Consider the following 15,101-nt stretch of genomic DNA (forward strand, 5'->3'; position numbering starts at 1 on the left):
CTATCCACTACGGATAGTGCTGCTATCTATCTGGAATGCTACGGCGGGTTGCCAAGAGCGGCAACAGCAATCAGACGAAGGCCAGCGCCCGCACCGGCGCGCCGAAGCCGCCACGCAACTTCGCGGCGCCGACCACGAGCGTCGCGCCGCGTTCCGGCACGGTGTCCAGCGCGGCGAGGTTCTCGATGCCGTACCGCCCGGAGCGCAGCAGCATCCGGTGCACCATCGGCTCGAACCTGGTGCCGACGTCCAGGCTGCTGCTGTCGGTGCCGAAGCCGACGATGGATCGTTCGGTGAGCAGGAATTCGGCGGCGTCGGGGCCGATGCCGGGGATCAGCAGGGCCAGCCGCAGTGGGTCGAAGGGCAGGTAGGCGGCGGGATCGTGGACCCGGTGGTACCAGCCGGTGTCCATCGCGACGAACGCGCCGTCGGGGATGCGGCCGTTGCGGCGCTCCCAGTCGAGCAGGTCCTCCACGTGCAGCTCGGTGGTGTTGTCCTGGGCCGCGCGCTCGGTGATGCGGACGACGCACAGCGGGGCGACCAGGTTTTCCACCGGGATCGCGTCGGCGTGCGCCAGGCCGCGCTGCGAGTGCGCGGGCACGTCGATGTGAGTTCCGGTGTGTTCGTTCATGGTCCACTCGGCGGTGTTGAAGCCGATGATCTCCTCGAACATCACCTGACGTTGCACCGGCTGGCGCACGTACAGGTTGAACACCGGGAATTCCGGCCCCACCGCATGGGTCAGGTCGCGCACGCTGAAGCCGCTCAGGTTCAGCGGTTGGGCCTGGGCGCGCGGCGCGCCGATCGCCCCGGCGGCGGCCGACGCACCCGCGATGCCGAGCGCGGCGCCCAGCGCGGTGCGCAGCGCGCGACGACGGCCGATGCCCTCGGCGGTGGGTGCCGCGCCGCGGCCGTGCTCGTGCGTCGCAGACGCGCTGCGGTCGTGCGGCGCCCGCGCACCGAGTTCGTGGTGCGTGGCCGTGTGGTGTCCGGGGTGCGCGGCCGCGTTGTGCTGATGATGCGCTGTCGCGCTGTGCTGATGATGCGCGTCCGCGCTGCGTCCGGCGTGCGCGCCGTGCTCGTGATGCGCGCCCGCGGGGTGTCCGTGTCCGCCGCACAGGTCGTCGTGCGGCGGCGCCTCGGCCAGGGCGGCGGCGAGGATCTGCGGGGAGCACATGTCAGGAGACCTTCCGTCCGAGCGGGGTGGGCACAACGCCGTGCGGTGCGCGGAAGCCGGGCAGCTTGCCGAGCAGTTCGTCGAGGTCGAGCGTCGGGGAGGCGTCGGCGACATAGCCGTCCGGCCGGATCGCGATCAGCTTGCAGCCCGCGAGCTCGTGCTTCGGCGCGAAGCCGGGCGGGGCGTAGAACACCTCGCCGAGATCGGGCGCGGTCGTCGCCGACGGATCGCCGGGCACGATCACGTGCAGCCGGAAAGGCAAGCCCGACTCCTTGATTCGCGCGCGCAGCATCGACACCCGCCCGGCGTCGTCGGCCGACGGCGTCGCGTCGAGCACCGCGAGCAGCACATGCCCCGGCGCGGAGAGCAACCGGCGCAGCCCGGTCCCCGCGCCGTCCGGGCCGACGAGCGTCGCCTCCGGAATCGCGCGCCCGAGCGCCCGCCGTCCGCCGCGCTTGCCGACGGCGGGGCTGTGCCGGTAGTCGAGCTCGTACTGGGCCAGCGAGGGCACCAGCCGCTTCTCCAGCAGCCCGCTGCGGCTCAGGCTGCTGAGCACCAGGTCGCGCAGCGCGCGTCCCGGGCGGGAACGCACCGTCCACAGCTTGGTCTGCCGGTCGGCGGCCTGGATCACCTCGCGCGCGATCGGCATCCGCTCGGACTCGTAGCCGGCCAGCAGCACCTCGGCGTCCGCGCCGCCGCTGATGATCGCCGCCAGTTTTCCGCCGAGATTGGCCGCGTCCTGGATGCCGGTGTTGAGGCCTTGCCCGCCCGCCGGGCTGTGCACGTGCGCGGCGTCGCCCGCCAGCACGCAGCGGCCCGACCGGAAGGCGGCCGAATGCCGCATGTGCACCAGAAACCTGGTGGCCCACTGGAGTTCGTGGATGCGGATGGGGTAGGGCGCGCGCTTGTCGACCAGCTGTTGCAAGTCATCCACCGTGGGTGCGGCGTCCGGATCGCCGCCGATGGTGCTGGCGTCGGCGAAGACCCGCACCTGGCCGTCCGGCAGCGGCACGACCACGAGCACGCCGTCGGGGTGCAGATGGTAGTGCGCCTCGCCCGGCGGCACCGGCGCCGTGATGACGCCGTCGCCGAGCGTGTAGGACTGCGGATAGGTGCTGCCCTCGAAGGTGATTCCGCTCAGGGTGCGCACCGCGCTGTGCGCACCATCGCAGCCCACCACCCACTGTGCGGTGAGTCGTTCGACGTCGTCGCCGTGGCGCAGCAGCACCTCGACGTGCTCGCCCCGATCGGTCAGCTCCAGCAGTTCGGTGCGCCACTCCACCGGGACGCCCAGCGCCCGAAGGTTCTCGACGAGTACGGATTCCACCGACGGCTGGGTGATGATCAGCGGCTCGGCGTCGTTGCCGGTCGTCGGCCCGAAACGCACCTGCGCGACGGGACGTCCGCCGGAGAAGTAGCGGGCGGCGGTCATCGGGAGGCCCCGCGCGCGCACCGCGTCCCCGGTGCCGTGGCGGTCGAGCACGTCGAGGGCGCCGTCCCACATCGTCAGCGCGCGCGCCTGATTGGCGGGCCTGTCGACGGCGCGATCGATGATCCGGCAGGTCAGTCCGTGCCTGCGCAGTTCGGTGGCCAGTGCGAGACCGGTCGGCCCCGCGCCGACCACCAGCACGTGCAGCGTCTCACTCATGCCTGGTGCTCCGTTCGGTGCAGGAAGGGGTCTTCGTGACCGGTCAGTTCCGCCAGCTCGATCGTGCCGATGGTGAGGACCTTGTCGAACTGGCGCAGTTCCAGCTCGACGCGGGCCGTGCCGGGCCGCGTCGGATCCAGTGGCGTGCTGCGGCATTCGATGGGGGCGCCGAACTCGGCGAACTGCGAGAAACGCGACGAGCAGGACATGACCATCGTGTTCGGGGTGCCGAGCATGCCTTCCCTGACCACGGTGTCGATCGCGGCCTGCCGGAAGCCCTCGATGATGAACGGGCCTGGCACGTGGTCGTAGTCGTGATCGAACATGGCGGGGTGACGGCGGTCGGGCAGCAGCGGATAGTCCCAGGCCGAGCCGACCGCGACCGGCGCGCCGATCACCACATTGCGCGAATCCCGGCGCCCGACGGCCGCCGGGGGCAGCGGCGCGGCCGTGTAGTCGGGGCCGCCCGCGGCGACCCGCCCGAGCTGGTAGGCGCGCAGCGCCTCGTAGTCGGCGCGGGCCAGGAAGACCACGTCCGCGCTCAATTCCATGGCGACGCGGCCGTCGACGGTGAGATCGCCCGCGAGTGTCAGGTCGCTGAAATCGGCGCTGCGGTCCACGCGCGAGACGATCTCGTAGCGGAGAACGCCCTGCAACGGGGTCCTCTCGTCGTCGCGGAAGGCCTCCCGATCGGTGACGTCGAACTCGTAGCGCTGCATGCTGAACGGCAGCCCCACCGGGACACCGACGTGCTGGTGCAGGATCACGAACGAGCCCTGCCGCGCGGCCTCGGCCATCGCGAACGGATCGTGGTAGACCGTGGTCCGGTCGTACCAGAGGCTGTGCGCCCGCGGGACCTGCACCGCGGTGTAGAAGGTGGAATCGCCGTCGGCGACCGAGTCGGAGACGAACACCTCTCCGAGTGCGCGCCGGTGCGCGTGCGACCGCGCCACGGTGCGATCGAAGGTCAGCGTGGAAGGCGGTGCGGGGAACCGGGTTTCGGTTTCGGTCATCGTTTCACTCCTTGCCCATCGGTGCGGCGAGACCGCGGCGGATCGTCCGGAGCACGCCGGCTTCGGACTCGTCGAGGTAGAAGTGGCCCCCGGGGAACTGACGCCACCGCGTCGTCGCGGTGGTGCAGTCCTGCCAGGCGGCCAGCTCTTCGGTCGGGGTCATCGGGTCGTCCACGCCGCCGAGGGCGGTGATGGGGACCGAAAGGGTGCGTGCGCCGCGATAGCGGTAGTCGGCGCCGAGCATCAGGTCGGCGCGCAGCGTCGGCGCGAAATGCTCGGCCAGTTCGGGGGTATTCAGGATCGCCTCCGGCACGCCGCGGTACACCTGGTCGACGAGCCGCAGCAGGCCGGTGTCGTCCTCGGGCAGCTCGAGGGCGAACTGTCGCCGCGGGTGCGCGCGGGCCGAGACGAACAAGTGCTCGGGCGGCAGTTCGGCCTCGGTGAGCCGCAGCGCCACATCGAAGGCGAGCAGCGCGCCGAGGCTGTGCCCGAACAGCGCGACCGGCCGCGGCACGTGCGCCACGACCGCCTCGGTGATGTCGGCGATCAGCGGCTCCCACTGCCTGGCGTGCGGTTCGCGCCAGCGCGGCCCGCGTCCGGGCAGGGTGACCCACCACAGCTCGATCGCGGGGGCGAGCTGGTCGATCCAGGGCTGGAACATCCGCGGATTGCCGCCCGAGTGGGCGAAGCACAGCAACCGGATCGCCGGATTGGCTTGCGGGCGTGGGCAGGTCAGCACGCCGCGGTGCCCGGTGGGCAGCGGCGCTGCCGTCGAGGAGCTCATGACTCCGCCTCGCCGACGCTCGTCAGCAGCGACCCGCTTCCGCCTTCGTCGCCGCTCAGCGCGGCGGCGGACTCGGCCTCGACGATCACCTTGGCCAGGTCGCGCGCGCTGCCCTGTTCGAGCACCTCGAGCAGCTGGGCCAGCGGCACCACGGTGCCCGACTCGGCCTCGATCTCGTTCTTCATCTCGACCACCACGAGCGATTCCAGTCCGTAGTCGCGGATCGGGGTCGCCTCGTCGATCTCGGTGATGGGCTTGCGCAGCGCACGCGCGATCCGTTCCCGCACGAATCCGGTGAGCGCGTCGAGCCGGGTCGGCCGGTCGACGTGGTGGGCGCGGGTCAGCGCCACGGGGCCGGACGGCCTGCGCTTGGCCGTCGCCGGGCGGACGGTGGCGTGCACGTGCTGCTCCTCGGCGACGCGCCGTTCCGGCAGCCAGTGCCTGCTGCGGTTCCAGGGGTAGTGCGGCAGCGGAACCCGGCCGCTGGGCGCTCCCAGCACGGCCGACCAGTTCAGGTCGTGACCGCCGAGGTAGAGCTCGGCGACACTGTGATCGAGCGACGCGGATCGGGACCGGTCGCGGCGCAGGCTCGCCGCCAGGATGACCGAGCGGTCGAGTTCGCCCGCGGCCGAGGCGATATCGCGGATCAGCACCGGATGCGGGCCGACTTCCAGCACGGTGGTCAGCGCGGCGTCGTCGGCCAGCGCCGCCTGGATCGCGGGCGCGAACAGGACGGCGTCGACGAGGTTGGCCGCCCAGTGCGCGCCGGTGAGGTGTTCGGCGGTGACGCGCTCGCCGGTGACGGTCGAGTACATCGGGACGGTCCCCGGCGCGGCGCGCACCGTGTCGGCGTGCGTCGCGAATTCCGGTGCGCACGTGGCGAGCAGCGTGCTGTGGAAGGCGTATTCGACCGGCAGCTCCTTGGTCGACGCGCCGCGGGAGCTCGCCTCCGCCGCGATCCGGCGCACCTCGGGCGCCGGTCCGGTGATCACGGTCGAGCGCGGGCCGTTCACAGCACCGATGGTGACCTCGGACTGTCCGGCCAGCAGCTCGGTCACCGCCGCGGCGGGCAGGGCGATGCTGCACATCGCGCCGCCGCGGGCGTGCCGCTCGGTGAGCGCGGCCCGCCGCACCAGGATCTCGAAAGCCTGCTCCCTGCTGAGCATTCCGGCGACGGTCGCCGCGACGATCTCGCCCATGCTGTGCCCGACGACGGCCGCGGGGCGGACGCCCCACGACTGCCACAGCGCGGCCAGCGCCAGCTCCACCGCGGCGATGCACACCTGCGCGACATCGGTGCGGTGCAGCCTGGTGTCGGACTCGGCCGCCAGCAGCTCCTCCCACAGCGACCAGCCGGCCAGCTTGCGCACGAGCACGTCGCAGGCATCGATCTCGGCCCGTGCGATGGGCTCGTCGGCGAGCAGGCGGCCCATCTCCGGCCACTGCGAACCCTGCCCGCTGAACACGAACAGCGTCCGGTGCCGCGGCGCGTTGCCGATGTGCCTGGCCGCCTTGGCGGTACGGGCACGGTCGACCAGCTCGTCGACCGTGTCACCGGTGAGGCACAGCCGCACCGGCAGATGTGCGCGCCGGGTGGCCGCGGCCGCGCAGATCTCGGCCGCGGTGGCGTGGTCGGCGGCCGCGAGCAGATCGGCGTACCGACCGGCCAGCGCCCGCGCCGAGGCCGCGCTGCGCGCCGAAACAGGAAGCACCAGAGCGCCTTCCGCGTGCGGATCGATCTCCTCGCGCGGTGCGGCGGCCAGCACGGCGTGCACGTTCGCGCCGCCGAAGCCGAACGAGCTGATCGCGGCCAGCTTGGAGCCGGTTCCACCGCCGAGCGGGGTGCGCTCGCGCGGCAGGCGCAGTCGCGTTCCGGTGAGATCGAGCTCCGGGTTGGGCCGCTCCAGATGCAGGTTGGGCGGGACTTCGTCGTGTTCGAGCACCAGCATCGCCTTGATCAGGCCCGCGATGCCCGCGGCGGCCTCCTGATGCCCGAAGTTCGTCTTGACCGCGCCGACCGGGCACGGCTCGTCGCCCGCCCCGTACACCGCGCGCAGCGCATCGAACTCGATCGGATCGCCCAGCGGCGTCCCGGTACCGTGCGCCTCGATGTAGACGACGTCGGCGGGTGCGGCCGCGGCGTCGCGCAGCGCGCGCCGCAGCAGGTCGGTCTGGGCGCGCGGGCTCGGCGCGGTCAGACCGTTGGTGCGTCCGTCGTGGTTGGCCGCGGTGCCGCGGATGAGCGCGCGCACCGATCTGCCCTCGGCCTTGGCCAGCGATTCCCTGGTGAGCACCACCATGCCGCAGCCTTCGGCGCGCACGATGCCTTCCGCGCCCGCGTCGAAGGTGCGGCAGCGCCCGCCCGGCGCGAGCGGAAGCACCTTCTCGGTGACGGTGGTGGACAGCGGCGACAGGATCGTGTTGACCCCGCCGACCAAGGCGATGTCGCAGTCCCGGTTGCGCAGTGCCCGCACCGCAAGGTGCACCGCCATCAGCGACGACGAGCACGCCGTGTCCACCGCCATGCTCGGACCGGACAGGTCGAGCAGGTACGACAGCCGATTGGCGACGATGCTGTGCGCGCCGCCGGGCGCGGTGTAGGCGTTGATGCTCGACGGGTCGGCGAACTGCATCATCATGTAGTCGCTGCCGTAGACGCCGAGGAAGACGCCGGTCGTCGCGGCGCGCAGCTCGGCGGGCGTCAGCCCGGCGTCCTCCATCGCCTCCCAGGCGACCTCGAGCACTAGCCGCTGCTGCGGGTCCATCCGCTCGGCCTCGGCGGCCGAGATGCCGAAGAACTCCGCGTCGAAGCCGTCGACCTCGGCGAGCAGCCCGGCGAAGCGGCTGCTGTGCGCGGTGCGCAGGGTGCGGCGGCCGTCCTCGTTGTCGAACAGCGGCGTGATGGCGTCGTGGCCGTCGCGCAGCGCGGACCAGTAGGCGCCGAGATCGTCGATGCCCGAGGGCATCCGCACCGCGGCGCCGAGGATCGCCGCGGGTTCGGTGTGCGAGTCGACTGCGGCTCGCAGGGTTCGGATTTCGCGCAGCGCCTGGCGTAGTAGCGCGCGCCTGTCGTCGTTCGGTTCGGTCGTCATCGGGCATCCCCTTCGGTGGACAGGTCGAGTTCGGCCGACAGGAGATCGGCCAGTTCTTCATCGGTGGCCTGGTCCAGGTCCGCGTCGATCTCGGGCCGGGCGTGCTGCGGTGCCGGCGCGTCGGGGGTGGGCTCCGACGTCGGGAACATCCGCTGCGCCAGCTCCTCGACGAGCTGGTCTACGGTGGGGTGGGCGAAGATCAGGCTGGCCGGAATCCGTTGGCCCAAGCCGGTTTCCAGGCGATTGCGCAGATCGACCGCCATCAGCGAGTCGAAGCCGAGATCGCGGAAGGGCGCCGTGGGGTCGACCGGCCGCGTGGTCCCGACGATGGACGCGACCTGGGCGAGCACGAAACCGCGCACCAGCTCGAGTCGTTCGGCGGGATCGTCGATCTCGTGCAGCGACAGTGCCGGTACGGCTGGGCCGCCCGCGTTTTCGCCGCTGGGCAGCAGATTCGCCAGCAGCTCGCGGGCGACGGGCGGTGTGCCAGGACCGGCCAGCGTCGGCAGGTCGAAGGCGGCCGCCGCGAGGACCGGGCCCGGGTCGGCCAGCGCCGCCTCCAGCAGGTCCATCGCGGCCTCGGTCTCCAGCGCGGGCACACCGAGGGCGGCCAAGCGGCGTTCGCTGCCCACCTGGGCGGCCAGGCCGATCGCGGCCCACGGACCCCAGGCGATGCTGTGCGCGGGCCGTCCCTGTGCGGCCCGAGCCGTGGCGAGCGCGTCCAGGTAGGTGTTGGCCGCCGCGTAGGCGCCCTGGCCCGGCGAGCCGAAAAGCCCGGCGAGCGAGGAGAACAGCACGAAATGGGTGAGTGGCTGATCGAGGGTGGCCCGGTGCAGGTGCCAGGCGCCGCGCGCCTTGCCCGCCAGCGCCCGGACCAGTCGCGACTCGTCGAGATCCGCGACGACCGCGTCCTCCAGCACGCCTGCGAGGTGGAAGACGCCGCCGATCCGGCCCGCGCCGGCGAGTACCGCCTCGAGCGCGGCGGCGTCGGCCACGTCGACGGCGGCCACGGCGATCTCGACGCCCCGCGACCGCAGCTCGGTGATCACCTCGTCGGCGTCGGCGTCCGGCGCGGAACGACCGAGCAGCAGCAGCTTGCGCGCGCCGTGCTCGCTGAGCCAGTCGGCGACGCGCAACCCCAGCGCGCCGAGACCGCCGGTGACGACCTGGCACAGCTCCGGATCGACGGTCACCGAGCTCCGGGTGCGCGGCACCGGAACCAAGCGGGGCACGAGCGCCTCCCGATCGACCGAAACCTGCTGCGGCGCCTGCGGATCACGCAGGACGGCGACCAGGCGGTCCACGTCGGCGCCGCTCGGCGCGCCAGGCAGATCGATGACGCCGCAGGCCACTTCGGGATGCTCGGTCGCGATCACCCGGCCTGCGCCCCACAGACTGGCCGCCGACAGCCGCGCCGGACGCGCCGCGCGCTGGGTGCCGGGGGTGAGCAGCCACAGCCGCGGCGCTTCCCGCCAGGTGCGACCGATCACGAACCTGGCCAGCTCCACCGCGTTCGCCGTGTGGCTCGCCGCGACGACCGGGTCCTCGATGGCGCTCGCGTAGGCCCGCGCGTCGATGATGCCGCGCAACCCTTCGGCGGATTCGTCGACGGCCGCCACCGCCGCCTCGTAGTCGTGCGCGTCGGTGCGCACGACGCGGTCGCCGCGGGCGGTGAGGCGTTCGGCCAGCGCCGCCAGGGCGGGGTGCTCCTCGCCGAGGACGAGCCAGCTGCCACGCGGGGCGCGCCCGCCGGTGGATTCCAGCGGCTGCCAGGCGAGCCGGTACAGCCTGCCGTGCTCGGCGGTGGACGCTTCGGCCGTGGTGACCCGGAAGTCCATGGCCGAGCACAGGACTCGCCCGTCCTCGGTCAGCACGACCAGGTCGGCGATCAGATCCCGCTCCCCGTACTGCACGATCCGGGCGTGGCACCAGACCTCGGTGACGGGCGCGGCCGGGGTGGCGAACTGCACGCGGGTGGCTCCCGCGGGCAGGGCCAGCGCGTCGGTCAGTCGCGGTCCGGCCGCCGCGGCGACGGTGTGCAGGCAGGCGTCGAGCAACGCCGGGTGCAGGCCCGCCGCGTCGGCGGTGAGCGACGCGGGCAGCGTGAGCTTTCCGACGGCTTCGTCGCCGCCGCGGGAGAGCTGGGTCAGCCCGCGGAACGCCGGGCCGTAGTGCAGGCCGTTCGCGGCCAGGCGCGCGTAGAACTCCTCGAGCGGCACCGGCTCGGCGCACCGCTCCAGCAGTTCCGCGATCTCCGGGGCGGGTCGATCGGTGAGCGGCGCGGCCGCCCGGTCGAGCCAGCCGCGCGCGTGCGTGACGGTACCGCCCTGCGGCTCGGAGACGATCACGAATTCCGAACGCCCGCCTGCGGATTCGACCACCAGCTGCAGCGGCGACGACGTCCCGGGCAGCAGCACGTGCGGCGCCTCGAACGTGACGTTGGTGAGCACAACGGTCGGCGTCTCGCCGTCGGCGAGATCACCGGCGGCCCGCGCGGCCGCGCCGAGCCAGTACGCACCGGGGATGACCGGCACCTCGTCCACCACGTGATCGGCGAGTTCCGGCGCGGCCTCCGGCTGCAACGGCCACACACCGAGCTCGGGGTGCGTGGCGATCCGCGCGCGAGGCCCGAGCCAGCCCACGGCCTTCGCCGCGGCGGCGGCCCCGGCCTCGGCGCGAAGCAGGGGGTAGCGCTGGGCATTCCAGCCCTGCGAGGGGATCGGCACCGGACTGGTCGGCTGGTAGAGGCGGGTCCAGTCCACGTCGGCGCCACGGGTGTAGAGCAGGCCGAGCGAATGCAGGAATGCGAAGACCTCGTCCTCGTCGCGCCGGGCCGAGGACACCGCGACCACCTCCGCGCCGGGTGCGGCCGCGGCCGCGATCTCGGTGAGCGAACGGGCCAGCACCGGGTGTGGCGCGATCTCGACGAACGTGTCGTGGCCCCCGTCGAGCAGCGCGGTGATCGCCGTGTCGAACAGCACCGTGTCGCGCAGGTTGCGCGCCCAGTAGTCGGGATCGACGAGCGTCTCGGTGAGCGGGCCGCCGGTGACCGTCGAGTACAGCGGCACGGTGGGCTGCCCTACCGCGATGTTGCGCACGGCCTCCCGGAGCCGGGGCCGCAGCGGTTCCACGGCGGGGCTGTGCGCCGCGAAGTCCACCGCGATGCGCCGCGCGAACACCCCGTCGGCCTCCAGCCGCGCCACGATCTCGTCCAGCGCGTCCGGCTCGCCCGAGATGACGGTCGCGCGCGGCCCGTTCACCGCCGCCACCGACACCCGGTCGCGGTACTCGGTGAGCGCCGAATCCACCTGCGCCGCATCGAGTTCGAGCAGCGCGAGGCCGCCGTGTCCGGAGATCTCGGTGAGCAGGGCGCTGCGCACGCACACGATGAGCGCGGCGTCGGCCAGCGACAGCGCGCCACTGACGTGCGCCGCCGCGATCTCGCCCATGCTGTGCCCGCAGACCGCCGTCGGCTCGATGCCGAAGGCCCGCCAGGTCTCGGCCAGGGCGACCTGCATGGCGAACAGCGCGGGCGGCACGTGGGCGGTGCCCTGCGCGACGATGCCGCGCTCGGCCGACCACAGCCGCACCCCGAGCAGTCGCTCCAGCTCGGCGGCGCAGCGGCGCATCGCGTCGTCGAACGCGGGCAGCGCGGCGGCGAGCGCGCGGCCCATGCCGTCCCACTGCGAGCCCTGCCCCGGGAAGACCAGCGCGGTGCGCCTGGCGCGACGGCCGGGGGCCTGCGGCTCGCAGACCCCGCGCACCCGTTCGCCGTCCGCCAGCGCGAGCAGGCCGTCGATCAGCTCGTCGACGTCACGGGCCACCACCGCGGCGCGGTGCCCGTCGTGGTCGCCGCGCAGCGCGGCGGTGGCGGCGGCGCGGGCGATCCAGTGCGGATCGTCGCGATGACGTTCGGCGGCGCGTGCCCAGCCGCGCGCCCGCCGCCGCAACCCCGCCTCGGACCGGGCGGTCACCGGGAAGAGCACGAAATCCGTTGTGCCGACCGGTTCGTCGGGCTCGGTCGCGGGCGCGGTGGACAACACGACGTGCGCGTTGGTCCCGCCGAATCCGAACGAGCTCGTCCCGGCGATCGCGGCACCCTCGGCGTCGACCGGCAGCGCCTCGACCTGCGACTGCACCACGACGGGAACCCGGTCCAGCTCGAGCAGCGGGTTGGGCCGCCGGTAGTGGACGGTCGGCGTCATCTCCCGATGATGCAGGGAGAGAGCGGTTTTGATCATTCCGGCGACGCCGGCGGCGGCCTCCAGGTGACCGAGGTTCGATTTCGCCGAGCCCACCCGCAGCGGGCTTTCCTGGTCGCGGCCCGGACCGAGCACCGCCGCCAGCGCACCGACCTCGATGGGGTCGCCGACCGCGGTTCCGGTGCCGTGCGCCTCCACGAAGGCGACCCGGCTCGGGTCGACGCCGGCGGCGCGGTAGGCCGCGTGCAGCACCCGCTCCTGCGCCGGGCGGCTCGGGGCGATGAGTCCGTTCGTCCGGCCGTCCTGGTTCACCGCACCGCCGCGGATCACGGCGTACACGCGATCGCCGTCGCGGCGGGCACGGTCGAGCGTCTTGAGTACCACCACGCCCGCCCCCTCACTGCGGACGTAGCCGTTGGCGCGCTCGTCGAACGGCTTGCAGCGCCCGTCCGGCGCCATCAGCCGCCCTTTGCTGAAGCTCAGCGCCACCCTGGGCGAAGCGATGATGTTCACACCGCCCGCCAGCGCCACCTCCGACTCGCCCGCCCGCAGCGACTGGCAGGCCAGGTGCACCGCGACCAGCGAGGACGAGCAGGCGGTGTCCACCACCATGCTCGCGCCCGCCAAGTTCAGGCAGTAGGACAGCCGGTTGGCGACGATGCTCAGCGCGGAGCCGGTGCCGTCTGTCGCCGACACCTCGGTGCCCGGCGCGAGGATCGCCCCGCCGTGGTCGTACGACGACGCGCCGAGGAAGACTCCGGTCGACGTGCCCGCCAGCCTGCTCGGGCCGATGCCCGCGTCCTCGATGGCGTGCCAGGCGACCTCGAGCAGCAGGCGCTGCTGCGGGTCCATCCTGGTGGCCTCCTTGGCCGCGATGCCGAAGAACCCGGCGTCGAAATGCTCGACGTCGTCGAGGAATCCGCCCCACTTGGTGGTCATTCGACCCGGCGCGTCAGGGTCGGGGTCGTACAGCGCCGCGGCGTCCCAGCGATCCGCGGGGACCTCCGTGATGGCATCCACGCCCGCGCGGAGCAGGTCCCAGAACTCCTTCGGCCCGTCGGCGCCGGGAAATCGGCAGCCGATCCCGACGATGGCGATGCCATCGGCCGGGTCGGCGGCGGATCCCTTCTGCTCGGTGGTCTCGTTCGTGCCCGCGAGTGCGGCGGCCAGGGCGGCGGCCGCGGCGGCGACGCTGGGGTGGTCGTAGGCGAAGGTCGGCGACAGGCTGATCCCGGCCCAGCTCTGTAGGTCGTCGGACAGCTCCACCGCCTGCATCGAGGAGAGGCCGAGCGCGGCGAACGGTACGTCGACCGGCAGGCCCGCCGGATCGACGCCGAGTAGCTCGGCGATCCGCGCGATCAGCCAGGCTTCGATCTCGGGTGTGGACCTCATCACCGCACCGCCTCGGTCGCGGCCTGCGAGGTGATCTCGTCGAGCGTGCCGTCCTCGAACGCCGCGCGGGTCGCGCGCCGTTGCAGCTTGCCGCTGGAGGTCTTGGGCACCGAGCCCGCCCGCACCAGGACGACCCGCGCGGGGGTGATCGAGTGATCGACGGTGACGGCGGCGCGCAGCGTCGCGGTGAGCCCGGCGACGTCGGGCTCGGCGTCCGCCTTCAGCTCGGCCACCACGATCAGCTCCTCACCGCCTTCGCGGTCGACCGCGAACGCGGCGGTGCAGCCGCGCCGGATTCGCGAGTCGGCGTTCTCGACGGTGTGCTCGATGTCCTGCGGGTAGTAGTTGCGCCCGCCGATGATGACGAGATCCTTGCGCCTGCCGACCACGTACAGCTCGCCGTCGATCAGCGCGCCGAGATCGCCGCTGCGCAGGTACGGACCCGACTGCGGCGCAACGGTTTCGGCGTGGAACGTGTCCTGGGTGGCCGCGTCGTTGCCCCAGTAGGCCAGCGTCGCGTCCGGGCCGCCGATCCAGATCTCGCCGACCTGTCCGTCGGGCGCGGGGACCCTGGTGTCCGGGTCGACGATCAGCAGCTCGCGGTGCAACGAGACACGGCCGGAACCGACCAGCGTCTGATCCGCGCCCGGCGTGACGCGACCCTCGGCCAGTTCGTCGCGGCTCACGCTCAGCGTGACCGCGCCCGTGCCGCGGACCGTACCGGTGGTCATGAGAGTGGACTCGGCCAGCCCGTAGCAGGGGTAGAAGGCGTTCGAATCGAAGCCATGCCCGGCGAATTCGGCGGCGAACTTGGCGAGGGTCTCCGCGCGAATCGGCTCGGCGCCGTTGAACATCACCTCGAGCGAGCTGAGATCGAGGCCCTCTCGGTCGGCGGCGGGGATCCGGCGGCAGCACAGCTCGTAGGCGAAATTGGGGCCGCCGGTGATGGTGGCCCGGTAGCGGGTCACGGCGCGCAGCCAGCGGATCGGCCGCTGCACGAAGGTCAGCGGCGGCAGCAGCACCGCGCGGCTGCCCACGTAGATCGCCGGGACCACGGTGCCCATCAGGCCCATGTCGTGGAACAGCGGCAGCCAGCCGACGAAACGCGTTCCCGGGTGGAAACCCATGGACTGGCGGATCACTTCCTGGTTGTGCATGAGCGCGTCGTGGGTGACCACCACGCCCTTCGGCGCGGAGGTCGATCCCGAGGTGTACTGCAAGAACGACACGTCGGCCCCGGTCACCGGCACCGGCTCGAAGTCCGGTGCGCCCTGCGCGTCGGCCTCGATGCCGATCCAGCGCAGTCGGTCCAGTTCGGGGACGGCCTCGGTCAGCAGCCCGCGGGTCTGCTCGGGCGCGGCGCACAGCACCGCGGTGGCGCCGCAGTCCTCGGCGATGGTGCGCAGGGTCTGCGCCCGCCGCGGCGAGGTGATCGGGAACGGCGGGTACACCGGCACCGCGACCACGCCCGCGAACTGGCAGGCCAGGAACGCGAGCACGAAATCCGCGGAATCCGGCGCCACGATGAGCGCCCGATCGCCGGGCGCGGCGTCCTGCGAAATTCGAGCGGCCAGTGCGCGGGACAGTTGCTCGACTTCGCCGAAGGTCCAGGAATGCGATTCGTTTTCGCCGTCCGGTAAAAATGTGTACGCGATTCTATCGGCAGCGTCGGCGGCGCGCTGCGAAATTGCCTCGGCGAGCGTTCGAGCCCGGAGTGTGGTTTCCATCGCAATCCCTCCTCTATCAGCCGGCAGCCCCTCACGACGGTGCCGACAGAACAGGGACATTACGGG

General features: G+C 72.7%; 7 protein-coding genes. All 7 read right to left on the reverse strand.

Features of this window, described 5'->3' with window-relative positions; all coding sequences use genetic code 11:
* Window positions 1-70: 70 nt before the first annotated feature.
* Genes AC3EO7_RS01770 through AC3EO7_RS01800 form a run of 7 tightly spaced genes read right to left on the reverse strand, consistent with a single transcriptional unit; the run spans window position 71 to window position 15,035 of the window.
* Window positions 71-1,177, reverse strand: coding sequence for a cyclase family protein (locus AC3EO7_RS01770; RefSeq protein ID WP_435590265.1), 1,107 nt, complete (start codon window positions 1,175-1,177; stop codon window positions 71-73).
* 1 nt (window position 1,178) lies between these two features.
* Window positions 1,179-2,825 carry an FAD-dependent monooxygenase gene (locus AC3EO7_RS01775; RefSeq protein WP_435590266.1) on the reverse strand — a complete coding sequence of 549 codons (1,647 nt, stop codon included), beginning with the start codon at window positions 2,823-2,825 and terminating at the stop codon, window positions 1,179-1,181.
* Entirely contained in the window at window positions 2,822-3,838 is a 1,017-nt protein-coding gene (locus tag AC3EO7_RS01780; RefSeq protein ID WP_435590267.1) for an AfsA-related hotdog domain-containing protein, read from the reverse strand. The genes AC3EO7_RS01775 and AC3EO7_RS01780 overlap by 4 nt, the downstream gene beginning before the upstream one ends.
* A 4-nt stretch (window positions 3,839-3,842) precedes the next feature.
* Window positions 3,843-4,622 carry a thioesterase II family protein gene (locus AC3EO7_RS01785; RefSeq protein ID WP_435590268.1) on the reverse strand — a complete coding sequence of 260 codons (780 nt, stop codon included), beginning with the start codon at window positions 4,620-4,622 and terminating at the stop codon, window positions 3,843-3,845.
* Entirely contained in the window at window positions 4,619-7,714 is a 3,096-nt protein-coding gene (locus AC3EO7_RS01790) for a type I polyketide synthase (protein ID WP_435590269.1), read from the reverse strand. Before AC3EO7_RS01790 ends, AC3EO7_RS01785 begins: the two co-directional genes overlap by 4 nt.
* Window positions 7,711-13,308 carry an SDR family NAD(P)-dependent oxidoreductase gene (locus AC3EO7_RS01795; protein WP_435590270.1) on the reverse strand — a complete coding sequence of 1,866 codons (5,598 nt, stop codon included), beginning with the start codon at window positions 13,306-13,308 and terminating at the stop codon, window positions 7,711-7,713. Before AC3EO7_RS01795 ends, AC3EO7_RS01790 begins: the two co-directional genes overlap by 4 nt.
* Window positions 13,308-15,035, reverse strand: coding sequence for a fatty acyl-AMP ligase (locus AC3EO7_RS01800; RefSeq protein ID WP_431968962.1), 1,728 nt, complete (start codon window positions 15,033-15,035; stop codon window positions 13,308-13,310). Before AC3EO7_RS01800 ends, AC3EO7_RS01795 begins: the two co-directional genes overlap by 1 nt.
* Window positions 15,036-15,101 lie beyond the last annotated feature (66 nt).

The organism is Nocardia sp. bgisy118 (assembly GCF_057708605.1).

What these genes read in the sequence shown, in the direction of transcription:
- AC3EO7_RS01770 (WP_435590265.1), bottom strand. Translation starts at nt 1,177, where the DNA reads ATGTGCTCCCCGCAGATCCTCGCCGCCGCCCTGGCCGAGGCGCCGCCG.
- AC3EO7_RS01775 (WP_435590266.1), bottom strand. Translation starts at nt 2,825, where the DNA reads ATGAGTGAGACGCTGCACGTGCTGGTGGTCGGCGCGGGGCCGACCGGT.
- AC3EO7_RS01780 (WP_435590267.1), bottom strand. Translation starts at nt 3,838, where the DNA reads ATGACCGAAACCGAAACCCGGTTCCCCGCACCGCCTTCCACGCTGACC.
- AC3EO7_RS01785 (WP_435590268.1), bottom strand. Translation starts at nt 4,622, where the DNA reads ATGAGCTCCTCGACGGCAGCGCCGCTGCCCACCGGGCACCGCGGCGTG.
- AC3EO7_RS01790 (WP_435590269.1), bottom strand. Translation starts at nt 7,714, where the DNA reads ATGACGACCGAACCGAACGACGACAGGCGCGCGCTACTACGCCAGGCG.
- AC3EO7_RS01795 (WP_435590270.1), bottom strand. Translation starts at nt 13,308, where the DNA reads ATGAGGTCCACACCCGAGATCGAAGCCTGGCTGATCGCGCGGATCGCC.
- AC3EO7_RS01800 (WP_431968962.1), bottom strand. Translation starts at nt 15,035, where the DNA reads ATGGAAACCACACTCCGGGCTCGAACGCTCGCCGAGGCAATTTCGCAG.